General features: G+C 55.6%; 15 protein-coding genes and 1 tRNA gene. 10 read left to right on the top strand and 6 right to left on the bottom strand.

Going from position 1 to position 25876, the window contains the following annotated elements; translation table 11 throughout:
• Positions 1 to 10 precede the first annotated feature (10 nt).
• From gyrA to VGK23_08395, 4 genes are all read left to right on the top strand, one after another.
• Complete coding sequence (gyrA, locus tag VGK23_08410; protein HEY3420559.1) at positions 11 to 4168, top strand: DNA gyrase subunit A; 4158 nt, start codon at positions 11 to 13, stop codon at positions 4166 to 4168.
• Between the two features lie 189 nt (positions 4169 to 4357).
• Positions 4358 to 5035, top strand: a complete 678-nt coding sequence (locus VGK23_08405) for an ATPase domain-containing protein (GenBank protein HEY3420558.1) — start codon at positions 4358 to 4360, stop codon at positions 5033 to 5035.
• Positions 5036 to 5054: 19 nt separating this feature from the next.
• Complete coding sequence (locus tag VGK23_08400) at positions 5055 to 6230, top strand: hypothetical protein (GenBank protein HEY3420557.1); 1176 nt, start codon at positions 5055 to 5057, stop codon at positions 6228 to 6230.
• 188 nt (positions 6231 to 6418) lie between these two features.
• Positions 6419 to 12040, top strand: coding sequence for a CARDB domain-containing protein (locus VGK23_08395; protein HEY3420556.1), 5622 nt, complete (start codon positions 6419 to 6421; stop codon positions 12038 to 12040).
• Between the two features lie 196 nt (positions 12041 to 12236).
• On the opposite strand, the gene VGK23_08390 is transcribed toward VGK23_08395, so the two are convergent.
• The 5 genes from VGK23_08390 to VGK23_08370 are packed head-to-tail and all read right to left on the bottom strand — an operon-like array spanning position 12237 to position 18631.
• Positions 12237 to 13961: a type II/IV secretion system ATPase subunit gene (locus VGK23_08390; GenBank protein ID HEY3420555.1), complete on the bottom strand. Its 1725-nt coding sequence runs from the start codon at positions 13959 to 13961 to the stop codon at positions 12237 to 12239.
• A gap of 1 nt (position 13962) precedes the next feature.
• Entirely contained in the window at positions 13963 to 14880 is a 918-nt protein-coding gene (locus VGK23_08385) for a type II secretion system F family protein (GenBank protein ID HEY3420554.1), read from the bottom strand.
• Between the two features lie 9 nt (positions 14881 to 14889).
• Entirely contained in the window at positions 14890 to 15930 is a 1041-nt protein-coding gene (locus VGK23_08380) for a type II secretion system F family protein (GenBank protein ID HEY3420553.1), read from the bottom strand.
• Positions 15920 to 17644: a type II/IV secretion system ATPase subunit gene (locus VGK23_08375; protein HEY3420552.1), complete on the bottom strand. Its 1725-nt coding sequence runs from the start codon at positions 17642 to 17644 to the stop codon at positions 15920 to 15922. Before VGK23_08375 ends, VGK23_08380 begins: the two co-directional genes overlap by 11 nt.
• A gap of 12 nt (positions 17645 to 17656) precedes the next feature.
• On the bottom strand, positions 17657 to 18631 hold the full coding sequence (locus VGK23_08370; protein ID HEY3420551.1) for a hypothetical protein: 975 nt from the start codon (positions 18629 to 18631) through the stop codon (positions 17657 to 17659).
• Positions 18632 to 18916: 285 nt separating this feature from the next.
• Between VGK23_08370 and VGK23_08365 the strand changes: the two genes are divergently transcribed.
• Positions 18917 to 18989 (top strand) — tRNA-Phe (locus tag VGK23_08365).
• Between the two features lie 70 nt (positions 18990 to 19059).
• Complete coding sequence (locus tag VGK23_08360; GenBank protein HEY3420550.1) at positions 19060 to 19485, top strand: hypothetical protein; 426 nt, start codon at positions 19060 to 19062, stop codon at positions 19483 to 19485.
• Between the two features lie 49 nt (positions 19486 to 19534).
• On the opposite strand, the gene VGK23_08355 is transcribed toward VGK23_08360, so the two are convergent.
• Entirely contained in the window at positions 19535 to 21475 is a 1941-nt protein-coding gene (locus VGK23_08355) for an ATPase domain-containing protein (GenBank protein HEY3420549.1), read from the bottom strand.
• A 285-nt stretch (positions 21476 to 21760) separates the two neighbouring features.
• Between VGK23_08355 and VGK23_08350 the strand changes: the two genes are divergently transcribed.
• From VGK23_08350 to VGK23_08335, 4 genes are all read left to right on the top strand, one after another.
• The gene (locus VGK23_08350) at positions 21761 to 23815 is read left to right on the top strand and encodes a histidine kinase N-terminal 7TM domain-containing protein (protein ID HEY3420548.1); all 2055 of its coding nucleotides are present in this window, start codon (positions 21761 to 21763) and stop codon (positions 23813 to 23815) included.
• Between the two features lie 118 nt (positions 23816 to 23933).
• Entirely contained in the window at positions 23934 to 24107 is a 174-nt protein-coding gene (locus VGK23_08345; GenBank protein ID HEY3420547.1) for a hypothetical protein, read from the top strand.
• Positions 24108 to 24175: 68 nt separating this feature from the next.
• The gene (locus tag VGK23_08340) at positions 24176 to 25255 is read left to right on the top strand and encodes a deoxyhypusine synthase family protein (GenBank protein HEY3420546.1); all 1080 of its coding nucleotides are present in this window, start codon (positions 24176 to 24178) and stop codon (positions 25253 to 25255) included.
• Positions 25256 to 25310: 55 nt separating this feature from the next.
• A complete protein-coding gene (locus VGK23_08335; protein ID HEY3420545.1) occupies positions 25311 to 25874 on the top strand; it encodes a DUF531 family protein in 564 nt (187 codons plus the stop codon).
• Positions 25875 to 25876 lie beyond the last annotated feature (2 nt).

Raw genomic sequence — 25876 nt, 5'->3', positions numbered from 1 at the left:
GGTGAGCTAAATGGCAGACAATGAAGAGCAGAACAACCAGCCCGCCGAACAGAACGTTCCGGAAAAGAAGGAAGAGCAGATCGCACCTGTAACCGAACAGATAGAACCAGCCGCCGCTCCGTTGGCCCCAGAGGACAAGAATGCCGGCTTCCAGGTGGTCCCGAAATCGATCGAGATCGAGATGAAGAAGTGCTATATCGACTACGCGATGAGCGTGATAGTCGGCAGGGCACTGCCGGATGTGCGTGACGGTCTGAAGCCGGTGCACCGGAGGATCCTCTATGCCATGAACGACCTGGGGATCACCTCGAAATCCGCTCCAAAGAAGAGCGCCAGGGTGGTCGGAGAATGTTTCGTCCCGGGAACCCGTGTTCTCACCGAGAAAGGATTGCTTCCGATCGAGGACATACAAATCGGTGACCTGGTCTACACCCAATCAGGCAAGTGCCCGGTCACCGAACTCTATGAGATGCCAGAGCGTGAGCTGGTCAAGATCACTCTGGAGAGTGGAGTCAGCATAACGGCCACTCCTTCCCAGATGATCAAGGTGATCAATCGCTCGCTGGAATATGAGTGGAAATTGGCGAGCGATCTGACATCTGAAGACCACGTCGTCATGAGAATGGACTATCCAGATGATCTTTCCCCGGTCAGATTGCCTGACTATGAAGGGAAGGCGATCTATCTCAATGAGGACATCGCCTACCTGGTCGGTCAATTCCTGTCCGATGGTTGGTATGAGGCAAACTACAGTGGCGCTGGAAGGTTCAATTTCTTTTCCACATCTGTCAGTGTTGCAGATCGGGTCAGAGACTCTCTCGAGAACGCTTTCGGATACAAAGCGAATGTAGAGGCCAAAACCTATAACGCGGTACACAACCAAGGTCCTGGCTATGTTGGGACCGCATATCAGGTCAGAGTCAACAGCAAAGCTCTCAACGTATACTTGGCGGACACATTCGGAATCGATTCGACGTGGAAAGCACCGACGAAACGCATCCCCGAGCAGTTCTACCAATCTCCGAAGAATGTATTGAGCGCGCTCCTGTCCGGATTGATCGATGGCGATGGATCGATCCATACCAACCGCTCGACGGTGCACTATGGAACAGTCTCAACTGCCCTTGCTGACGGGGTCCAGATAATATCCCAGCACCTTGGGGTCATGCTCAAGCGGTATCGGACATTGCCTGAGAACGCCGAACTCCACCAGATCGATGATCGCTATACCAAGCTAAATCACGAATTCTTTGCACTGGAAGCCAGTGGAAGGTACTCTAAGGTACTGAGCGGCCTGCTTAACCTGGCATGTGATGATAAGAGAGAGCGGTTGGAAAGAATCGCATCCGCACCGCAAAAAGTGGTTAGGTTCGACCAGATCCCTTATTCCGCAGACGTCATATTCTCTGAGCTGTCCAGATACCATATCGGTAGTGGATGGTATGAGGACACAGAAGGCAGCAAATTCCGTGCGGGGATCAAGTTCCCTGATGGGGCGAAGATCAGATATTCGTTCGACCTAAAAGATAAGAACCTAGGGCGGACCCAGATCGTTGATTGGGGCATCCAATCCAAATTGCAGAGGATCGGTTCGGAACTAGCTCCTGTTCTGGAAGAGATGCTTGATAAGAACCTATACTTCCAGAGGGTCGAGAGCACAGAGGCCGCTTCGAAACAGAAGACCTATGATATGCAGGTCGCCGGAGCCCACGAATTCGTAGCAAACGGAATACTGGCACACAATTGCCTTGGAAAATATCATCCGCACGGCGACACCGCCGTCTACGACTCGATGGTCCGCATGGCCCAGACGTTCTCGCTGCGTTACCCGCTCGTTGATGGGCAGGGCAACTTCGGTTCGGTCGATGGCGATTCCGCCGCGGCCATGAGGTACACCGAATGCCGTCTCCAGAAAACAGCAGAGGAGATGCTGGCCGACCTGGACAAGGAAACGATCGACTGGGTCGATAATTTCGACGGTTCGTTGAAGGAGCCGTCCGTTCTCCCGTCCAAGCTGCCGAACCTGCTGATCAACGGCTCGTCCGGCATAGCGGTAGGCATGGCGACCAACATACCGCCGCACAACTTGCGCGAGATCGTCGATGCCATCATCTATCTGGCAGACCACCCCGACGCAGAAGTGATGGACCTGATGCAGTTCGTAAAGGGTCCAGACTTTCCGACCGGCGGCATCATCTATGGCATCAACGGCATCATCGAAGCTTACCAGACCGGCCGCGGCAAGATCAAGGTGCGCGCCCGCACCATCAGGGAAGAGGTCGAGGGCAAGCAGCGCATCATCGTAAATGAAATACCCTACCAGGTCAACAAAGCGACCTTGATCGAGGCCATCGCCGAGCTGGTCAAGGACAAGAAGATCGAAGGCATCACTGACCTGCGCGACGAGTCCGATCGTGACGGAATGAGGATCGTCATCGAGCTGCGGAAGGACGTCATGGAGGAGGTCGTCCTCAACCAGCTGTTCAAGCATACCCAGATGGAGGTCACGTTTGGCGTCATAAACATCGCACTGGTCGACAACCAGCCCAAGGTGCTCACCTTGAAGGAGATGATGCAGCACTTCCTCGACTACCGGGTCAATGTTGTCACCAAGAGGACCCAATACGATCTCAGACAGGCCCAGAAGAGGGACCACATCCTGCAGGGCCTGATCAAGGCGGTGGACGTGCTGGACGAGACCATACGCATCATCCGTGCGGCCGGATCGCCGGAAGAGGCGAGACAGGGCCTCATTGACTTCCTGGTCATAGACGAGGAGCAGGCCAAGGCCATCCTCGACCTGACCTTGAGAAAGCTGACCGGGCTGGAACTGGTGGCACTTCGCGCCGAGTATGCGGAGATCGAAAATCTGGTCCGCGAACTGGAGGCCATCCTGGCATCCAAGGAAAGGATACTGGGCATCGTCAAGAGCGAGGAGCTCGAGATCCGGGAGAAGTTCGGGGACGACCGTAAGACGGAGATCGTGGCCAACGCCCTGGACTTTGATATCGAGGACCTGATCCCGAACGAGGACATGGTGGTCATGGGCACCTCCGACGGGTACATCAAGAGGATACCGCTGGACACCTACAAGCAGCAGAGGCGCGGCGGCATTGGGCTCATCGGCATGGAGACCAAGGAGGAGGACAACGTGACCGACATGTTCGTCACCCTGACCCATAACAAGCTCATGTTCATAACCAACCTGGGCCGGGTCTATGTGCTCAAGGCCTGGCAGCTGCCGGTGGGCGGCCGCCATGCCAAAGGAAAGCCGATCGTCAACCTCCTGCCCAAGCTGGAGGAGGGCGAGAGGGTGGTCAAGACCATGCCGGTCAAGGAGATCGGCGGCGACAGCTATCTGGTGTTCGCCACCAAGAAGGGCGTCATCAAGAAGACGCCGCTGGAGGCGTATGTGAACGTCCGCTCAAGCGGCATCATCGCGGTCGGATTGGAAGAGGGCGATGAGCTGGTCGACACCAAGATCACCGACGGCACCAAGGAGATCATACTGGCCACGGCGAATGGCCGGGCCATCCGGTTCTCCGAGCGGGACGTCCGGCCCATGGGCCGGCCGGCGCACGGCGTCCGCGGCATCAGGCTCGGCGAGGGCGACCGGGTGGTCAGCATGGCCATCGTCACCCAGGACGCCAAGCTGCTCACCGTGACAGAGAACGGTTACGGCAAGATATCCATCGTCGGCAAGCGCGGTGCTGCGGAAGAGTCCGGTATCGAGGCACTGGAGGGCATAGCCGAGGAACTGGCCGAAGAGGAGATCGAAGAGGCCGAGGAGACAGAAGAGGTCTGTGAGGAGGAGCTTCCGGGCGCCGAGGAGAGGGACGAGTACCGGAAGACCCGCCGGGGCGGAAAGGGCGTCAAGGCCATCAAGGTCTGCGAAAGGAACGGAAAGGTGCTGGCCGTGCTCGAGGTGTCCGAGGAGGACGAGATCATCCTGGCCAGCAACAAGGGCAACATCATCCGTTTCCCGGCATCCGACTTCCGTGTGCTGGGGAGGGTGACCATGGGGGTCAGGGCGAAACGCCTGGAGGAAGGCGAGAAGGTCATCGCCGTGGCCCGGCTCGTCGGAAAGGGCGAGGAACAAATGGTGGAAGAGACGGAGGCGAAGGGAGATTCCCTCCGGGTCGAGGGCGGCGAGGAAGGGGAAGAGTAACCCGTTTTCGCCCCCCCCCTTCTGGGGCCTTCCCCGGACCATTTTTCCAGCATAGCCAGTCTACCAGATTCGGGACACTTTCAAAATTATCAGACTACGGTGCCCAGCCAGAAAAGGTTTATTACCTGACCGCCGATAAAATAGCAAATCCGGGCGGTCGATAAAGTGTTCAGGAATTCCATTCAAGGTTTGGACAAGGTATTCAGGACGGACATCGAGGTCCCCAAGGTGGTGCTGATCACCGGCCCCCCAGGCTCCATGAAGACCTCGTTCTGCTACTCGATGATGTCCTCATATCTGGACAAGACCAACGAGTTCGGCCTTTACATCACTCTAGAGGAGACGGCCGACAGCCACATCAGGAACATGAGGTCGCTGAACCTGAAATTGACATCGAACCTCGAGATCTCCGATTTCACCGACCTGCGCGAACTTGACGAGATCGTAGAGGTGGATTCGCCGACCGATTATCTCCAATTCATAATACAGACCATAGGATACTACAAGAAGAAGCATGGAGACCGGTTCACAGTCTTCAGCCTGGACTCGCTCGGGGCGCTGTATTCCCTGATGGACGATGTCAAGGGCATGCGCAAGAAGATGTTCTACTTCTTCAAGACGCTAAGGGATTACAATCTCATGTCGTTCATCGTCATGGAGCGCAATCCCGGCACACCTTCCGACCTGCTCGGGAACGAGGGATTCCTGGTGGACGGGATCATCGAGCTAGGCCTGGACCGTACCCGGGGAAAGCTGGTACGGTACATGCGCGTTGAGAAGATGAGGGCCACCGAGCATTCGATGGAACGCCACACGATGGAAGTGGGCGATCATGGAGTCACGATTCTAGGGCCGACATTGGCCTAGGGAAATGCGGGGAATACCAATGGCAGATGATTCAGTACCGATATGGCAGGTCATAGAGGAGTTCAAGGACAAGATCAAGAACCAAGAGGCAGACCTCAAGAAGCGTCGCGAGGACCTCGATGGGATGGAGTCCAGGCTGCATTCCGACGAGCGCGATCTGGCCGACAGGGAGGGAGACCTGGGGAGAAAGGAGTCCGAGCTCAAGAAGCGAGAGTCGGACCTTGCGCCCAGGGAGAACCGGGTCGCCAAATTCCAGGAGGACCTGAACCGGATGCAGACCGACCTGCAGGGCAGGGAGGAGGACATCCAGGCAAGCCGGGAGAACCTGGACCGGCGTCAGGGGGAGATCGCAAGGCAGGAGTCCGAACTGCTCCGGCTGACCGAGCTCACCTCCGGCTATGAAAAGCGGTTGCGTGACTCCGGAGAACGCATTTCCAAGATGGAAGAGCGCATGCTTTCCGGAGAGTCAGACCTGAAGAAGATGTTAGAGTCGATGAGCGCCAGAAGGGAGGAACTGCTCGCCAAGATCAAGGTCGTGGAAGAGCAGGGAGATCTGCTGGCCAACAGCAAGAAGCTCATGTTGGACGAGCAGAAGCGCTTCGTCGAATGGGAGCGCACCCTGACGGAAAGGGAGAAGGCCCTCACCCAGAGGGAAGCGATGGAGGGACGCCGCGCCAAGACAACGGTCAGACCGGTCATTCCCGAGCCGGCCTTCGAGGAGGCCAAGCCCGAGGAGATGATGGAGGAGGACAACGCCGCCCATATGGAGGCCAGTGTCGAGGACGATGCCCCTCAGATGAAGTCGATCCCGGCGCCCATCGAGGAGCCCGAAGAAAAGGCAGAGGAACCGGCACCGGCCGAGGAAGAGGAGATCGCCCAGGAGGCACCGGCCGAGGAGCGGAAGGAGTTCGAGTGCCCCAACTGCGCCACCATCATCGATTCCAAGTCAGAACACTGCTGGGCCTGCGACGCGAAGCTCAAGGACGGCAAACTGGTCGAGGCCCCAAAGAAGAAGGACTCTCGCAAGCCCGAACCGAAGAAGGAAGAGCCTGAGCCGAAACACATCGAGGAACCGGCCGAGGAAGAGAAGCACGTCGAGGAGGAACCGGCCGAGGAGCACAAGGAGCAGGAAGAGGAAAAGAGATCAGAAGTGAAACGCTCCGTTTCTATACGAAAGATAATCAAGAGGAAGTGAGGTCTCTCCCCTCCCTATCCTTATTCTTATGCTCCCATTTTTCGCGAAATGATAATTTGATTTTACATATGTGGCTAATATGATATTAACGCGCCACATTTGTTTCAAAGTGTGATAGAAGTAACCATCTATTTATAGACTCAAACAGTATTTTCCAAAATACCAATGGTCGTCAATCAGGTGTTATAATGAAGCTGGGTGCTGGGTTCAACAAGCTTGTTAGCTTCGCAATCGTATGGTGCATGGTGATCTCGTCCTTCCTCGGGGTATTGCTCATTGCCGTACCTGAGGTGGGGGTATCGGCCCAGGGGGAGGTCCTGAATGGGGACACAATAGTTGGTACCGGATATGGTGATAACTTCACGATCCACGATGATGGCGGGAAATGGATCCAAAATAGCCTCACCATAAGGGCCGGCGGCATGGTCCAGATCATCAATTCAACAGTGATATTCTCTTCATCATATTCAGGAGCCACACCGGTTGGGGCGGGTATCAATGCATTGACCCTGACCATAGAGGATGGCGGCATACTGATACTCGACAACTCAACATTGACCGTTGACACCATCAGAAGCAGTATCATTCCAGCACTAGGAGTGGTTGTCAGGCACGGTGGCTACCTCGAGTCACGGATGTCGAACATATCGTTCTCGGGACACCTTCTGGTCGACGATGCCAGATTCTCACTGATCGATTCCACCATTTCCGGAGCGGAGCTGGCTTACAATTCGGTCTACTTCCCGACCAAGGTTTTCAGCAGTTCCCCGGTCATGCTGTTCATGTCCAGCGAGGTATCCATGATCGGCTCCAGGGTCCTGAACATGTACGACAACGGAACATACAACTCCGTTACGGCCAATCCGGGACCTTACAGTTTCAATTACCAGTTCGCCAAGGACAATAAGGCTCGACAGTACGTGGACTACTTCCTGGAGAGGGATGTCAACGCCGCGTTCGATCCTATTTTAAGCACAGTCACTGGCCAGAATGCACTGTCGATGACAATGAACGACACCAGGAACGTGACCGTCGCAGCCACCCAGAGACTTGTCACGACCGGTTTCGACATGGGCGGATTGGTGTTCGAGGCAACGGACATCGTCCCTGGAGGCATCGTTCTACACGTGAGCTATAAGACCAGCACAAGTGCGGCGGCCGGTTCTCACGGCGTATTCTCCTACACTCCGCAGTATGGGACCGCGACGCCCACCGCAATTGACATTGTCCCCACGTTCCGGGCTGACGATCCTTCTGGAACGAACTTTAACGTCACCGACGATCAAGTCTTGCCCGACATGGCCGCTCAGAGCCTAAGCAAGATGACACTGGACTACACCAACACCAAGGCTGGCAACGTTTACATCGACAGGATCTGGGTAACGATCGATCTGAAGCTGCCGACCTACCGCAACATAACCATAGGCGGATCGACGAACCTGGTCGTTGCCGACACCTACATCCCGCTCAACAACATCAATGAGAACAACGGGACGGATGCGACACAAGGCGCCTACCACAAACTAGTTGCCTTGGATCAGTCGATCGCCAACTTGTACGGCATGACCGTCCAGAACAGCACCGGCGGATACTTCGGTACCAACGTCTTCAAAACAAGGAATCTGGCAAAAGTAATTACGGCGAATGGTACGAACGATGGAACTGGAGAGAATGTTAATGGGCTATACGCTCAAGGCGATGCTCTGACTTACGATCTATCCATCGGACAAACAATGAATATCGTAAAGTATAATATTGGAGAATTGACGGGCTCGATAAAGAGTTTAACGGTATCATTTGTATACTATACTGAAGCCTCATACGCTCAAACGAACTATATCCAGTATTCATTTGGTGGGTCAGCACTGAAGAATACCAACATGAGACCTTCTCTGAACCTAGGTCAAACAACTATTGGACCTTTCGATCTTTATGCTAATGGTGTAAATTCCATCGACAAACTGAGAACACTTACACTGTCATTTGCTAACGCCGGTGGGGCAACGATCCATTTTGATCGTATGTTCATTAATATTCAAACTCAACCACAAGTAGCACTCTACCGTTGGGTTTCCTTAGAAGTTACCGACAACCAACTAATACCGGTTGGAAACGTCGGTGTGACGTCCAGTAATGCGGGCACTGGAGCCATAGCATATTATCTAGATCAATCAGGCGCAGTGGCGGCACCGCCACAGGCCATTCTCAACTATCTAGGCAAGACCGCAGCCAATTTCAACAGGACCGCCACCTCCGGAATGGTAACGATCCCGTTGCTCAGCGATGTGCTGAACAGCTCCAACCTAAGGAACGGAAAGGCATTCGATTATAACCTGGTCTTCAAGTACCGGACCCAGAGCCAGGTCCTTTATGTGATGGATGACAGCAATGGAGGAATATCGACCAACTTCAGGCATTTCCCTAATATGATCAATAATGTCGATGAAAGGGATGTGATGTTCCCGACGCTGTCGGTGATCCACGGACCGACGATTCTCACCGGAACAATGGTATGGGTCATCAGCGGCGATGCCCCCGTGTCGATAAAAGGCGACATCGAGGTCAGGGACAATGCCAGGCTGATCATCACATCCGGCCTTCTTAGCATCCTCAATGATCACCCGAACCAGTTCAAGATAACCGTCTCCGGATCAGGGTCGATAGAGCTCACGTCTGGAACGATAACCGCGAACAGTGAGATGACGATATTCCTGAAGGACAACGCTGTCATGTCGGCCCGTAACGGATCGATCCTGACCGGATTCGTCAACATCAATATTGATGGTCATTCGAAGGTCACCCTGACCGACAGCAATTTTGTGGCCTCGAACATCACTGCCCCCTCCACATCGTTCGGCAACCTGACCGCCACCAACGTCACTTTGCAGGCTGGCATAGCCAACTTCGGGGGTCAGGCGACGGCAGTGCTGACGAGCGTATCCATCCCGGCGATTCACCTCCAGGACGATGCCAGGGCCTGGAGCTACCGTCTGTTGACCGTGACGGTCATGGACGGGACACTGGTCCACGGGATAGCCGGAGCGTTCGTCGAACTGGACCGGTCGACCGGTATGTCCTATGCAACCGCCATCACCGGTGCGGACGGTAAGGCCACGTTCAACCTGCTATCCGATTGGATCAATCGCTATGGCGCATCCCATTTCAATGACAACTACCGGGTGAACGCCACCTACTGGTTCCACGGTGTCCGATACGATAGCACCGGAGCCATCAACGCACGTTACACCCAGGTCTCTCCGGACGGGCTCATCAACAATGACAATGGCAGCGAGATCGCCAAGAGCGACATCGCGATCAATGTGAACATCCTCGGCGCCTTGCCCGAGCTGGACCCGCCCTTCTGGGCGTCCGATTATAGCCCCGCCAGGGGCGCTTCGGTGGGCCTAATTGCCAACATAACAAATAATGGAGTGGTGAACGCTTACAGCGTTCTTGTCCGCTTCAAGGACCTGACCACCGGTGCCATAATTGCGGACCAGACGATCACGTCGATCGCCCCAGGCGAGCACTCGAACATAACGGTCCTCTGGACCGTGGTCTATCCGGTCGGGAACCATACCCTCAATGTCACCGTCGACCCGTTCGGAGCCATCCCGCAACTGAACCGCAGCAACAACTGGAACCAAACGACCGTATCGGTCCAGGGTGTCCCCGATCTGAGCGTTCTCCCCGGCCAGATCTCCATCAATCCGGCCATCGTCGAGACCAACTCCACGGTGTCCATCCGGGCGGACATCGTGAATGGCGGAGATGATATGGACCAGACGGCCGTGATCCGCTTCTACGATGTGTTCCACGGCCTCAGGATCTCCATCGGCAATTTCACCTTACCCGCCATACGCGGCGGCCAGACCGGAGTGGCCTTCGCTACCTGGCAGCACATGTTGCCGGGCGATCATAACATAACAGTCGTGATCGATGAGAACAACACACTCCTGGAGGCCTCCAAGGGCAACAACATTGCCGGCGTCATCGTCAAGGTCATGAACTACCCGGACCTGGTGGCCACGAACCTCCAGTTCAAGCTGTCGAGTTCCGGGTCGGTGGTCACTCAGGTGTTCATCGGAGACTCCGTTATGCTTAGCGCGACGGTGATGAACACGGGCGAATACGTAGCATCGGACTTCCTGGTCCGTTTCTGGCTGGGAACTGCTAGCACCGGCACGAAGATCGGTGATGTGGTGGTCCCGAGCATCAACGCAGGTGCGACAACCGACATACAGATGGGCTGGATCGCCGCCTCCGTCGATGGATCGGGCCGTAACCAGAGCCGCATGATCACGGTGGAGGTAAATCCCTTCACCCACGGCAATGACACCCCGGTCATGGAGATGACCTATGAGAACAACATAATCTCCAGCTCGCTGCTCGTGGTGGACAACCGGGCTGACCTCTGGTTCCCGGCCGGTGTGTCCGTGAAATCGTCGTCCGGCAGTAACTCGACGTCGCAAGCGGTCCAAGGCCAGACGATAGACATAACATTTGTAATGGGCAATGAAGGCCTGAAGGCAGCGAACGGGGCGGTCCTCGAGATATACGTGAAGGACAGCGACAACTACAAGCACCTCCTGATGAGCATGATCCGGGACCTGTCCGGAGGCGCATCGGTCCAGATATCCTTCCCGTGGGTGGTGAACGTCACATCTGGCACCTATTCTTTGGTGGTGGAGATGAACTCGAGGCACGTGATCGAGGAATCCAACTACACCAACAACATCGACAGCCGGGCGTTCGCGGTCAACATACCTAACCCGATGATCACCATCAGTGTCGGTTCCAAGACAGACTTCCAACCGGGGGAATCGATACCGGTGTCCGGAATGATCACCAACAAGGACGGCAGCTATGCCCTGGCCAACCAATCGTTGACCATCAGGCTGCTGGACTCTGCCGGTCTGCCAGTGGGTGACGCTATCACGACCAAGACCGACGGCACCGGGGCCTATAGCAGCTTCGTATTCGTGCCGACGGACCGGTCCGGCTCGCACTCGGTGAGCGTGACGATGAACTCAGGTGCGGTCTACTCGAATTCGGTCCCGATCAACGTCATGAAGATATTCAACGCACAGGGTGTCCCGCTCTGGGTGTTCGCGATCATCGCGATCATAGTGATTGCGGTCATCCTGGTCTTCTCGGTCTATCTGTACAAGTATGGATTGGGCAAGATGGTGGAGTGCGGCGAATGCGGCGCGCTGATCCCGGAGAGCTCGAAGCGCTGCCCACGCTGCGGCACCGAGTTCGAGGCGGATACCGCAAAGTGCTCCGAGTGCGGTACCTGGATACCGTCCAGGTCGAAGGAATGCCCCGAATGTGGAGCGAAGTTCATGACCGAGCCGGTTGAGGAGATATCCACCGACGACTACATGTCCTCCATGAGGAGGCAGTACGACGAGTACATCAACGGGTTCAGGGAACAGGCCAAGGCCGCCCTGGGGAAGAAGTACTCCGAGGACAAGTTCATGGACTGGCTCAAGACCGAGCCGGCGTATGTGACCTTTGAGGCCTGGGTGGCCAAGAAGGAGGAGGACCGAAAGGCAAGCTCCCTGCCCTGCCCGACATGCGGCACCCTCAACCCGAAGGGCGCGACCATATGCTCCAAGTGCGGCACCGTGTTCGACAAGGCTCTGGAAATGGCATCGGCGGCAGAGTCTGGAGAACAGGCCAAGCCCTTCCGTAAGATCGTCAAGCGGTCATCGGACCGCAAGATGGTCCCCAAGAAGGTAGTGAAGGACAACCCTGAGACAGAGCACTCGCCTGAATCGGTGCCAGAGGAGCAAAAGAAGGAGTGATCCGCCTTCCCTCAAACCCTTTAGACAAACCCATTTCCCTATTTCTCTGACCTTCTTTGGCAGCGGCAAGCTATTGCGTTGAAAGGAAATGCGATCGACAAGTCGGAACGTGCGGCATATCCACAGGATGCCTTGTACGCGGGAACGATCTGATTGCCGATATAATGGAATATAAAAAAAGCCCAAAGCCCCAGGTTCACTGGGGAGGGGGCAGCTGTGTGGCGGTCATCTTCTCCCGGATCTCCTTCATGGCGCGCTCCGGGTTCTTGTAGTATGCCGAGATAATCCTGGCCACCTGTTTGTAGTTGTCCACGCCGATCTTCTTCATGTACTCAAGGATCTCGACCCGGCGCTTCACCTCACGCTCCATCTCCCTGGGGGACCAGGACTTGATGGTCCTCACCTTCTCGAAGATGTACGAATGACCGGAAAAGTTGAAGGTGTCGTCCGCCGGGTTCCAGCTGAACACCGCGTTGGTGATCAGTTCCCCGGTCTCCGAGTCCATGCCGACGATCTCGGTCAGGGACTTGACCCTCCTGGTCATCTTCGTGCCGACCTTTACCTGGGCCTGCAGCATGACGATGTCCAGTGCGGTCATCAACGCCCTGGGCAGGTTGATCGGGTCGTTCTCCATCCTGTGCACCATCGCCTGGACGTCCTCTGCGTGGAACGTGGAATAGGACGTCTTGCCGGTGGCCATGGCCTGGAAGACGACGTATGCTTCCTTGCCTCTCACCTCACCGACCATCAGGTAATCTGGACGCTGCCTCAGCGCCGCGGTCAGCAGGTCGAACATGTCCACCGATCCGGTGCTGTTCATCTTCTTTCCACCGAAACCTTCCCTGGTCAGTCCAGGTATCCAGTTCTCGTGGGGCAGGTTCAGTTCCCTGGTGTCCTCAATGCTGATGATCTTCTTCTGCGGCGGAATGAACAGCAGCACCGCGTTCAGGGTGGTCGTCTTGCCGGAAGCGGTACCGCCGCAGACCAGCATGGACGAACCGAACTCGGTGGATATCCAAAGATAGGCCATCATCTCCGTGCTCATGGTCTTGAACTTGAGCAGGTCGATGGGCGTGAACGGATTCTCCTTGAACCGCCTGATGGTGAAGGACGATCCCCTCTTGGTGACGTGCATGCCCAGCGTCGCGTTGAGCCTGCTCCCGTCCGGGATCGTGGCGTCCAGCATCGGGCTGGCGACCGAGATGTGCTTTCCGCACTTTTGGGCCAGCCAGACCACGAACGAGTCCAGTTCCAGCTCCTTCTCGAACTTGACGTTGGACTTGATCGAACCGTATTTACGGTGGAATATGTAGAGCGGGATGTTGACGCCGTCGCAGGAACAATCCTCTACGTTCGGGTCGAGCATCATCACGTCTATCGCTCCGTAACCGATGAAGTCCCGCCGCAGGTAGTACAATATGCGTTCCTTGGACAGCGCATTCGGGCTGACGTCGAAGATCCTGAGGAGCTCGTCGGTCGCCTTGCGCAGTATGTCCATCTTCTCCTTGCCCGTCTTCCTGACCGGCAGGTTGAGCGTGACGATGAGGGAGGACTTCAGCATATCCAGCAGGTAGGTCTCGTCCTCAGTGAGGTGCGGCTCTATGACCTCATAGATGTATTCGGAGGAAGTATTGTCGAACTTGATCCGCACGAACGAATATGGCTTGAAAACGGGGGTCACCTCGACCTCGTCCACGTTGACATCCGCTATCTTCGGCACCTCGGTGATGACCTCCGAGTCGAGCTCAGGCTGTATCTTTCCGGAAGGGAGCATGACCTTCATGGGCCGGCCCTTCACCTTCAGCAGGAACCCGAGGTACTTACTGTTGAACCCCTGCATGGCGGTCATCTTGACCGCGGGCTCGTGATCCCCCTTCAGGACCGCATCGATCTCAGCCATCGGTTCTTTTGAAGCTTCCATCTCAGGTACCCCCCAACTTGGTTCCGAGCAGGCCGAGCAGCAGCATGATGAAGGAATGCCTCAGCCCATTGGCGATGCGGCCGTCTTGCAGCACGCCCGCCAGTATGCCGTCCCCGAAGGCGTGGATGACGACCGATATGACGAATATCAATTGGATCTGAGGGATGATCTCGGTCTTGATGGTGGCGGGCATGTTCGTGATGCCGGCCGCCTCCGCTCCCGCAGCCACTTGCGCTCCGGCCTCCGCCATCTTCGGAAGGAAGGTGGCGTTCAGGATGAAGATGGTGGCCAGGAACACCGCGAACGCCACGTATATGACGACGGTGTAGGTCGACATCTCCAGGCTGCGCTCGCTCTGGTCGAGCATGGTCTCGCGAGAGTCGTGCGCGACCATGGTGAGGACATCGGCAACGCTGCCGCCCGCGTCGTTGGCCTTGATGATGATCGATATCATACGGTTGACCAACGGCGTGTTGACCCGTTCCGCGAACAGTTTAAGAGCTTCGGCGGCCGGAACACCCCATTCGATCTGGGCGGCCATGCGCTGGATCTCCGGGGTGAGCGGCCCATACCTGCCTCGGGATGAGACCTTGATCGCCTCCGCCAGGGTCATTCCGAAACGGCCTGCCTCGGCGACATCCCTGAGGAAGTCCGGAAGGCGTGCCTCGATGTTCTTGACCTTCTTGTGCCTGTAGGTGGTGTAGAAACCGTATGGTCCGGACACGCCCATCAGGCCCAGCGCCACATAGTCGATCCAGTTCAATGGCGTTTCCAGCCCGCCGATGGCGTCCAGGAATCCGATGAGGAAGAACATCACGCCTACGACGATGCCGATGATCAGCATGGTCTTGGTGAGGTCGCTCTTATCGTTCTTGAGCTGCTTCAGGTCCATTATATCCAGGTTCTTTTCAGTGGCCATTGGAGCACCTCACATTGTCGACTCCTTGGTCGAGTTCCATATGAAGAAGATGAATCCGAACTGGGATACCGGCACCATCAGCCCTACCACCGCGTAGAGCAGCATTATGGTGGTCCCGGCACTTCCCCCGCCGCCTGGCACGATGGCCATGATGGCCATGATGACGATCAGGAAAAGCGGGAATGCGACGACCACGGTGACGAACGATTCGGCCATCAGTCCCAGGCTCTCCAGCTGGGCCCTGATCTCCAACTTGTGCTCCTTCTCGAACTGCTCCGCCTTCTGCAGGAAATATGGCTTTAGCTGTCCGCCGGAGGTGGAGGTGGTCACCACCCCCTGAAGGAATTCCTGGAATCGTTGCGAGGGCGTGCGTTGTGCGGCCTTGCCGATGGCGGTCAGGATATCGATGCCCAAAAGCTCCGTGTCCCTGGTGATCCATTCTGATTCTTTCTGGATCTCCCCGTATATCGGCTGGCGGGACATTTCCTTGAAGATGACGTCGATGTTCACGTCGGCCGAGGCCATTGCGGAGATGAACGACATCGCCGGACCGATGCGCTTGTCGATGTCGCGCTTTCGGGCCTTGGCCTTGGAACCCGGAGTGCTGTTGACGATCACATAGGTCATGAGGGTGGGGATCACCACCACCATCACGGAGAAGAATATGGTCAGGGCCGGGCTGATGTTCAGCACGGCTATGAATACCGCCCCGAAGAACACGCTGATCAGTATTGTTATGATGGCGACCAGCAGGGTCGTCATCCATACGTAGGCGACGAACTCCTCCTGCCTCATGCGCATGTGCGCCTGTAGGAGCAATGACTCCTGCTTGGGATTGGGCTTGGCCCGGAGACGCACGATCTTTCCGATCGTCCTCCAGCAGAATTCCTGGTACTTGGTGAGCTTGACATAGTCCGGCACGACGCCCTCGGGCAGTCTGATCACCCGCGGTCCCAGTTCCTTCTTGTGCTCCCCAATCTTCTTGGTCTTCATGTAGGTGCTCTTGCTGGAATCCACCTTAGAGAACAGATCTGAGACTTCAGGCGACATTCTTTCCCTCCTCGGTCTCCTTCCTTACCTTAGTGAGCGTCTTCTCGGGGTCCTTGTAATAGGCATTGGTGATGGACCAGATCTTGCGGTAGTCGGTCATGTCCTTGAACACCATATAATTGATGATCTCGATCCGCCTCTGGAACTCGGTCATCATCTCATCATGGGTGAGCGACTTCATCTCCATGATCTTGTCGAAAAGGAACGAATGGCCCTTGTAGATGAACCGGTCCGTTGCCTGGTCCCATTCATAGACGGTGTTGGTGATGAGCTCGTTCGTTTCCGGTTCGAAACCGACGATCTCGATGACCTGCTTCATGCGACGGACAAGGTCGTTGCCCACCCGGACCTGTGCCTGGATGAGCACGTTGCGCAACGCGGTCAGCAATATCCTGGGGCAGTTGATGGGCGGGTTCTCCAGCCTGTTGACCATGGACTTCACCGAATCGGCGTGCATGGTGGAGTAGGTGGAGTGTCCCGTCGCCATCGCCTGGAACATTATGTACGTCTCCTTTCCCCTGACCTCTCCGACGATGATGTAGTTCGGACGCTGTCTCAGCGCTGCACGGACCAGGTCGAACATGTCGATCTCGCCGGCGGACTTGCCATCCTTGTCCTTCTCCCCCACACCGGTACGGGTCATGCCCGGTATCCAGTTATCGTGGGGAAGGTTGATCTCCCTGGTGTCCTCCATCGTCACTATCTTGGCGCCTGGCGGGATGAAGAGGGCCAGAGAGTTCAGCGCCGACGTCTTGCCGGACGCCGTGCCGCCGCACAGGATCATCGATTCGCCGTTCTCGACCCCCAGCCACAGGTACGCCATCATCTCCGGGGAGACGGTCTTGTACTTCAGCAGGTCGACCGGTGTGAACGGGCGGTGCTTGAACCGCCTGATGGTGAATGTAGAACCGCGCGTCGTCACCTCACGCGAATAGGTCGCCTGGACCCGGTGGCCCTCGATGGTGGTTCCGTCAAGGATGGGGCTGGACACGGAGATCTGCTTCCCGCTCCTCTGTGACAGGGTGACGACGAAATTGTTCAGGGCGTCCTCGTTGTCGAATATGATGTTTGAACGAACGGACTCGTACTTCCGGTGCGAGACGAAGATGGGGATGTTGTAACCGTCACAGGAGATATCCTCGATGTCGTCGTCACTCATCATGACGTCGATGACCCCGTGACCGACGAAGTCACGGATGATATAGTAACCGAGCTTCTTCTTGGTGATCGGTTCGATCTTGATCCCCCGGGTCTGGACGAACGAGTCCACGCTCTCCCGCAGATATTCCTCCTTGTCAAGCGAGGTGAGCTTCTCCCACTCGTAGCCAAGGGTGCGTTGCAGGGTGTCCTTGACCAGGGCAAGGAGGTCCTTTTCCTCCTTGTTCAGTTCAGGCTCGATCGCCTCATACAGGTATTCACTGTTCTCATTGTTGAACGTGATCCGCACATAGCTGTAAGGTTCCTTCACCGCATATGTTTCCAGGACCTCGATGTTGGGGTTCTTGATCTCCGGGATATCGGTGACATGGGAGCCCTTCTGGAGGCGCTTCTGTTCCACTACCTTGGCCGAGAGCATGACCTTGATCCCCCGGTTGGGGGCCACCTTCTTAAGGAAGCGCATGTAGCTCTCCTTGGCCCTCTCCATGGTGCTCACCTTTGACTGCGGCTCCAGCCTCCCGTTGCCGCCTGCCATCGGATCTGCTTCAGTTGTCATTCTGGAACCTCATTAAACACTTATTTCGACCTGGACGGAGGCACGGCTGAGCGTCAGCGTTCCCGTGTTAATAACCTGAAGGGTGACCATATGGGACTTGTCCGCCAAGAGCGTGTCCGAAAGTATCGCTTCATTGGTGACTCCGTTCTTAAAGGTGAACGTGGTAGTGCTCCCGATCTTAACGGGTAGGCTGAGGTTGGCGAGCGGATCGGCTGCCTTCAAGGTCGTCTTCAAGAAGTTCATGAGCGACCCGTTGTATACCGTATTGAACTTGTATACGGTAGAGTTTTGGTTCGCATCGGAGCCCCAATGGGGGGTATACGTTTGCATGTCCAGGTAGATGAGGTTTATGTTGACACCGGCCACACCGGTCCCGACCATGGTGGAGTTGGTCCCGTAGATGTCGATCTGGGTGAAGATCACGTTGAAACTGTTGCCCGACTTGGTTATCTCCAGAGAGGGTGAGGCCTTCATCGCCTCGCCCACGTCCTGCTTCACGATCAGGGCGCCGTTCTCGTACGCCAGCCACTGGCCGACGTAATACCGGTTAGGCGCGTAGAACTCCAGCTTTCCACCGCCCATTTCGTTGATGGGTATCCTTTGATTGTTGGATGTGTAGTTGAACTGGACGTTAGCGCTGGTGGAGCTGGTCCCGACCGGTCTCAGAATGATCGCACCAGCGGTGGCAGAGGCGAACAGAGGAATGCCGTCCGCTCCCATGGTGATCGGTTCGTAGGTATTGATCGAGCTGGCCCCGGTGACCTGTTTATTGACGATCAGAGTGTTGAGCGTGTTGACGATTAGGTTGTCGATCTTGCCCTTGACCTCTCCCATCTGGCTTTGGGCCTCGTTCATGTGCAGCCGTTCGTTCTCCTTCATCCAGATCGGGATGTAGGTGTTAACGAACATGGACATGAAGGTCAGGAATATCAGCAAGGCCATGATCGTCCCGATCACCGAGGCTACTCCCTCCTCATCCCTGCGCATGCATCGAGCTCGGCTCGACTTGCTCAGAATCCTTTTTCTAAAGGCAACTTTGACCATGCTGGTTCCTCAAAATCGTATCGTGAAAGAAGTTGATCGTGAGTATTTAAACATTCTGAGCTGTCTGGCTATTTGCGAAATTAAGGTTTTCTTAAAGCGATATATCTGCCACATCCCCTTTTTTGCAATATGTCAAGAGGCTTTCAAAGTGTCGATTTTTCGAACATTTTGCCCGGGACTTGGACATGCCAACCTTTATAATGGTCTTCCACTTTCTCTGACCGCCAAGCCGCAGTAACTCAGCTGGGAGAGTGCAAGGCTGAAGACCTTGAAGTCGCTGGTTCGAGCCCGGCCTGCGGCACTTCTTATCCTTATCCTATGGAAGCATAACAAAGTTTGATATCGCTTGCACCGATAGGGTGCACGTGATTATGCAGGTCAAGTCCTTCGAGATGAGCGTCATCGAGGCGAAACGTTTCTCCAAGGCGGGGGAGCGCATGACCAATATCCGGATCGATCAGAACAGCAGCATCACCCAGGTGGTCAGGGTGTCTGATGAGACGATCTCGGTGGACTTCCGGTTCACAGCCAACTACGCCGGGATGGGCTTCATCAAGATCGAAGGCCAGCTCATATGCGATGGTAACGCCAATGAGATCTTGACGGAATGGTCCAAGGATGGATCGATGCCGGTGGACGAGGCGAACGTTGTGCACAATACCGTAGTCGCAAATTGCCTTCCCACGGCCCTGTTGGTCGCCCGTGACATCAAGCTCCCGCCGCCTTTCCCGTTGCCTCATATCAACGTTCAGAAGAAGGGCGGCATAAAGCCGGGCAGCGGGGTCGAGGTCGCGTAGTCGTCTTCTGATGACCACATCCAATCCTGTTCGGCTGACCGAATTTTCTTTACCTGATGTGATCCAGAGCGAACGAGCCGATCTGCAGGGCATGCTTCGATGACGTGTACCTGATGTAGGCACGGGATTGGACCTCGCTGATACCCTGGATCGAGAAGAACGTCTTCAGCTGGTCGACCTTGAAATCGATCATGCCGTCCATGATCGAGCCGAGCATCTGGATCTCCTGCTCGCCATGCATTCCCTTCTCGACGGTGAACATGGAGACCGCCTTGTCCCTCTTCCTCTTGCCGCACAGCGGCGATAGGAAACGGAAGGCGGTGTTCGGATCGGAATATGCGATCAGGGTGGATATGGAACGGAAAGCCATGCGATAGTACTCGTGGGTTTCCCGGAACGCCTTGGTTATGTTCTCGACCGCCTCGGATATCTTCTCGTGGTCGGTCGGCTCGTCTATGTAGGTGGTGAACTCGTCCTTGGACTCGTCACCCATCGAACGTGAGAACGCATCGATGTATCGGACCAGTCCCTTCCTTTCGTACTCATCATAGCCAGACAATACGAACTTCATCTCCTCTCGGATGTCCTTGGGGGTCTTATCGGTGATAACCCACAACGCTGGAATGCCTTTCTTCAGGCCTTCCGCCACGAATGAATTGACCATGACCTCCTTGCCGACGAACGGCGGCCCGTGGACCATGATGTTGGAGCCGAAGGGTATGCCGCCCAGCAGCAGGTCGTCCAAACGGGTATTTCCCGTCTTCACCTTGGCCTGGGTGGCCTCCAGGACCCGGTCCTTCTCCCTGGCCTTGATCTCGTCCTCGATAAGCCCGGACTCGCGCATCCGGATCTCCTCGCCCTTGGCGTTGAGGAAACGTTCCTTGGCCCGCAGGTCCTCTTCCTTCTTCTGAACCTCGTTCCGGAGCTCCTCGATGCGCTTCTTGAGCTCCACCTCGTCGGTGCCCGAGAGCTCCTTCCGGGTCTCCTCGAACTTGCGCTTCTCTCCGGAGAGGACCTTCTCCCGATACATCATGTCCTCCTCTCGGCGGTTGAGCTCATCCTCCTTATACGTGATTACGTCCTTGATCTTCTTCAGCTCGTCGTCCTTCTCGCGTATCTGGATCTTCATCTGGTCCAGTTCGCCCTGCATGATGGCAACTTCCTTCTCCTTGGCCATCATCTCCTCGTACTTCTGGGCCACTGCCTTCTCTATGTCCGGCTTTCCCATGTTGGACAACTTGAGTTTGTCATCCTTGAGCTTCAGGTCCATCGAGAGGCGGAGCAGCTCCTTCTCCATGTCCTGGATACGGCCCTGCAGCTGTTGCTCCTTGTATCTCCATTCGGCCTCCTTCTGCCTGAGCTCGGTATGGAAACGCTCCTCCAGGTTGGCCTCCACCTCTTTGGAAGCGTAGCTCGACGCATCACGTTGCCTGAGCTCGAGCTCCCTCATCCGGGTCAGGAGCTTGGACTCCTTCTCCTTGAGCTCGATCTCCTTCATCAATAGGGAGGATTTATCCTCTGAGACGTTGACGAGCGATTGCTCGAAGTGTTGCTTTATGTCGTTGTTCAGTTTCTGAAGCCGATCGACCTCAAGCGCCAGCTGGTCCTTCGCCTCGATCAGCTCCTGCAATTTCCGGCCTAGATCGATCTCGACATCCTTACCGGTCTGGTCCGAGGCATTGTCCAAAAAGGCCTCTGCCAGTTTCTGCTTCAGCAGGCGCAGTTCATCCTCATATTTCTTCAGTTTCTCATTGAGCTCGGCGACGTATTCCGAGCTGGCCTCCACAGCGGCCGCCTGCTTGTTATCGGCTGCATGCGGATCTTCGGCACCCTCATCGAGCCAAGCAAGAAAATCATCCCCGCCTTCCAGCCAAGACCTCAGGTCGGCTCCTTCAATTTCCTTAGAAGCGGGGCTGACCTCAGCGGTTGACCCCCCTGGGTCCAAGCGAACTTCGTGTTGGACGGCGTCCAATTTCTTGCTAGAAGCCATTTAAATACCTGGCCGGTGAATTTTGAATCGACTCATGACGGTCCAGCCATCTATTTAAGATATTTCATGAGGTTCTTGGAATGGATATTAAGGGTGGCCAGTCATTCAAGGAACGGTCCTCGACCTTATCCGGTCGGAAGAGGTATTCTCATTCATGGACCCGAACGCGATCAGACGATAATCCACCGGAATTCAAAAGGATAGCAGGTCAGATTCTCCGTACCCGTTTTTCGGTCCAGATGGATTAAATATCCCGGCACATAATTTGAACAGCGAGACCGACCGATGGCCATCAGCACGATCCTGTTGCCGCAGCTTATAGCCACCATGATTCTGGCAGCGACCTTCGCTTTCAGCATCCGTTTCAAGGATGTTCCGGAGGCTAAGTACTTCCGGGCGGCCATCGCGATAGGTTTGGTCTGGGCAGTACTGTACGGGCTAGAATTGAACGCAGGTCTCCTGTCCGACAAGGTGCTGTTCGCAAAGGTCCGGTTCCTTTTCCTTCCTTTCATCACCTTGACCTATCTTCTGATGGCGGCCAGCTATGCTGGGAAAGCGTTCTGGCTCTCCCGGAGGAACGTGCTTCTTCTTTCAGTAATACCGTTCTTGACGATAATCGCGATGCTGACCTCTGACTACACCCACTTGTTCCGCTATGATTTCGGTGTTCGTGATGTCGGTGACTTCAGCGTCCTTACGTTCACGACCGGCCCATGGTACTGGATATATGTGCTGTACAGCTATTTGCTGGCGATAGCCACGGTCTCGTTCCTCATGGGAACGATCAAAGGGTCTCCGCTCGTCTATTCAAGACAGGCCGCAATCCTGATCCTTGGGACCCTGATCCCTATCGCAATCGATCTAATGTTCAACTTTGGCATCACACCGATCCCAGGTTACAGTCTTGCATCCAGCTCTATGATGGTTACCGGTGTTCTGTTCTTTTGGGCACTCTTCTCCTTTCACATATTGGACATCAAACCGGTGGCCCGGTCCGAGGTGGTCGACAAAATGTCCGACCTGTACTTGGTGGTGGACGCCAAAGGCCGATTGGTGGACTTCAACAAAGCTTCGGCAGCCAAGCTAGGCCTTAGCAGGACCGGCGGCGTCGGCATGGAACTGAGGACGATCATGCCTTCATGTTCAAGGTTCCATGATCATCTGGGAGGCAGCTCCGATTTCGTAGAGGAATTGATGGGCATACATGATGGGGACGATGTGGTCTATGAGGCGACCGTGATCGGCCTTTCCAATCCTGGGTCACCCGACAACAAACTGATCCTTCTGAGGGACATCACCCAGAGAAAGAAGGCCGAGAACGAGCTTAGGCTGAGCAAGGAGAGATACCGTGAACTGTTGGACTCGTCACCTTTCCCGATTACCATTGCCAGACAGGATGACGGGAGGCTCCTCTTCATCAATCGAAGGGCCGAACATCATTTCAAGATAAGCAAGGAAGCAGCCATCACGATGATGATCCAGGATTTCTATGATGATCCGAGCATGAGGAAGAAGGTGCTGAAGTCCATCGACGAAGAGGGTCGGATGGAAGATTTCGAGCTCATGATGAGGGACGTGGAGGGCAACACCTTCTGGGCATTCACCTCTGCCATATTGGTCGATTACCAGGGTGCCGAGGCGGTATTTGCCGAGTATAACGATATCAGTGAGATGAAGCGTCTCAGCGCCTCGGTCCAATCCGTCAACATGAAGCTGAACCTGCTTTCCACCATCACCAGGCACGACATCAGGAACGACCTGATGGTGATCAACGGTCATGTGGAATTGGCCGACACGGAGAGGGACCCGTCGAAGCTCAAGGACCATCTGGCCAAGATAAAGGTGGCATGCCGCCGGATGGACTCATTGATCGAGTTCGCCAAGACATACCAGAACCTGGGCAGCGAGCCCCCTGGCTGGTACCGGGTCGGTGACATGTTCGATGAGGCGCTGAACCAGCTCAAGATGGTGAACATCACCGCCAGCGCATCGGTGGGAGACCTGAAGATATTCTGCGATCGGCTGGTGGGGAGGGTCTTCTATAATCTCATAGACAACTCATTAAGGCATGGCGGCCATGTTTCCAGAATAGGAATAGAGTTCCACGAGTCCGAACAGGGGGCCGCTCTGGTATATTCCGACGACGGGATAGGAATTGTCGATTCCGATAAGGCGCGGATTTTCGAGCGGGGGTTCGGCAAGAACACTGGATTGGGGATGTACCTAACGAGGGAGATATTGGCGATAACCGGCATGACCATTGCAGAGAAAGGATGTCAGGGTCAAGGGGTCAGGTTCGAGATCCGGATCCCGAAGAACATGTATCGGGCCAGGAAATGAGAAAACCTACCCTGGCCGAACTGGAGGATGATATCATTATCGGTACACCTCCAAAAAAGGATATATATTCTCCGACCTATCTTAGAGGGAATCGGGATATTGGCCAGGAGTGGTGAGGATGGAGAAGACCGTGCATGTAAAGTTGGACCGCAACAGCGACTTCACTTTGCGCGAGGTTCTCAAAAAGATCGAGGAGATCCAGGCCGAACACCCTGAGTTGGATGTATTTTTTGACGGTGACGATTACGCCATTTGCAGCCGGCCCAGGAAGGCGCTGGAGAAGCAAGAGTGATGTGTCATCGATCGATGTCATTCTTTAAGTTTGAAATAGTAGATTCATATGTAATTGGGGGTTAAACTTTGGCAAAGAAAAGCTCATTGTCCAAGAAGACTGTGATGAAGGAGAAGGTCAAGCACATTGACTTTGACAACATTTCGACCGTCAAAGACCTAATGGAGGCATATAAGGACAGCTCGATCCAGAGCCGCGCCCTGGCCACCTGCGGAATCGCTTATGAGAAGGCGCTGAAGGACCCCGCCAGGCCGACCATAATCCTCGGATTGGCCGGGCCGCTGGTGGCGGCCGGATTGAGGAAGGTAATCGCTGACATGGTGAAGTACGGCATCGTCGATGGCATAGTCACGATCGGCGCCATACCCTACCAGGACTTCTACCAGGCACAAGGCTACTCGCATTACAAGACCTCTCCCCGGGTCGACGATCTGGCGCTCAGGGAGCTTTTCGTAGATCGGATATACGACACGCTGGTCGATGAGGACAAGTTCCGGGAGACCGATGCGGTCATCGGTGACATAGCCGAGAAGCTCGAGCCTAGGGGATACTCGTCCAGGGAGTTCATGGAGATCCTGGGCGACCATGTCAAGGACAAGAACTCCATCCTGTACAACTGCCGCAAGTACGGAGTGCCGATGTTCGTTCCGGCGCTCAACGACTCGAGCATCGGGATCGGCCTGACCGGGCTGTACCAGAGGGCTCGCGCGGCCAAGAAACCGTTCATGCACATGGACCCGATTCGGGACAACTGGGAACTGACCCAGATGAAGATCAAGGCGGAGAAGACCGGAGTCATATACATCGGCGGCGGCGTTCCGAAGAACTTCATACAGCAGACCGAGGTCATCGCCGAGACCCTGGGCTACGACAAGGGCGGCCACCACTATGCCATCCAGATCACCATGGACGCGCCCCAGTGGGGCGGGCTGTCCGGCTGCACATTCGAGGAGGCACAGTCCTGGGGAAAGATCAACCGGGACGCGAACAAGTCCGTCGCCTACGTCGAGGCATCGATCGGATTGTCCCTGCTGGTCGGCTACATCCTGCAGTCCGGTGCGTGGAAGGGCAGGAAGCGGCTCAAGAACACCTGGGACGAGGACATGCTCACCTCGGTGAAGCAGGTCCAGCTCAACATCGAGAAGTAAACATCTTCAGGCCTTCGGGCCTGGAACAATCCTTTCTTCATTCTATGGACGCAACATGAAAGAGACACGCCGGCTGGGCAGGGCGACCATCGCCATCTACAACTCCTATGACCCGAACAGCTTCCGCGAAGCGCACCGCCGTATCCTAGCCCGGGCGGGGCCGCTGGCGTTGGCGTTCGACTTCAATTTGGTGACCATCGGTTTCCCCTTCCCCCAGGATCTGACGACCCCGCAGGAGATCGCCGATTGGGTCTCGACCACGACATCGATCGGAGAGGACGGAAGCTACCTGAAGAACGTGGCGTCAAAAGGCCGTTTTTCCACGGTCGCGTATCCGGGCAAGGGATTCCAGCCGCAGCTGGGAGAGGTCGTGCTCACGACATGCAACCCGGACAAAAAGAAGAAACGCTCTGTCGACGAGGTGGTGGAGATGTTGCTGAACGGAAGGAGCATCTGCCTGGTCTTTGGTGCCGGGCCGAAAGGAGTTCCCAAGGACATCCACGAGATGGCCCCCAATCACATGGACATAACGTTCGGCGAGTATTCGATGGAGACGTGCACGGCTCTGGGTGCCTGCGTCGCCGTCATCGCACATAAAGTACACGACCGGTCAAAGTAGTC

The organism is Methanomassiliicoccales archaeon (assembly GCA_036504055.1).
Lineage (GTDB): Archaea > Thermoplasmatota > Thermoplasmata > Methanomassiliicoccales > UBA472 > DASXVU01.
Note: the sequence above shows the minus strand (reverse complement) of the source record. Positions and strands in the feature narration are given on the sequence as shown.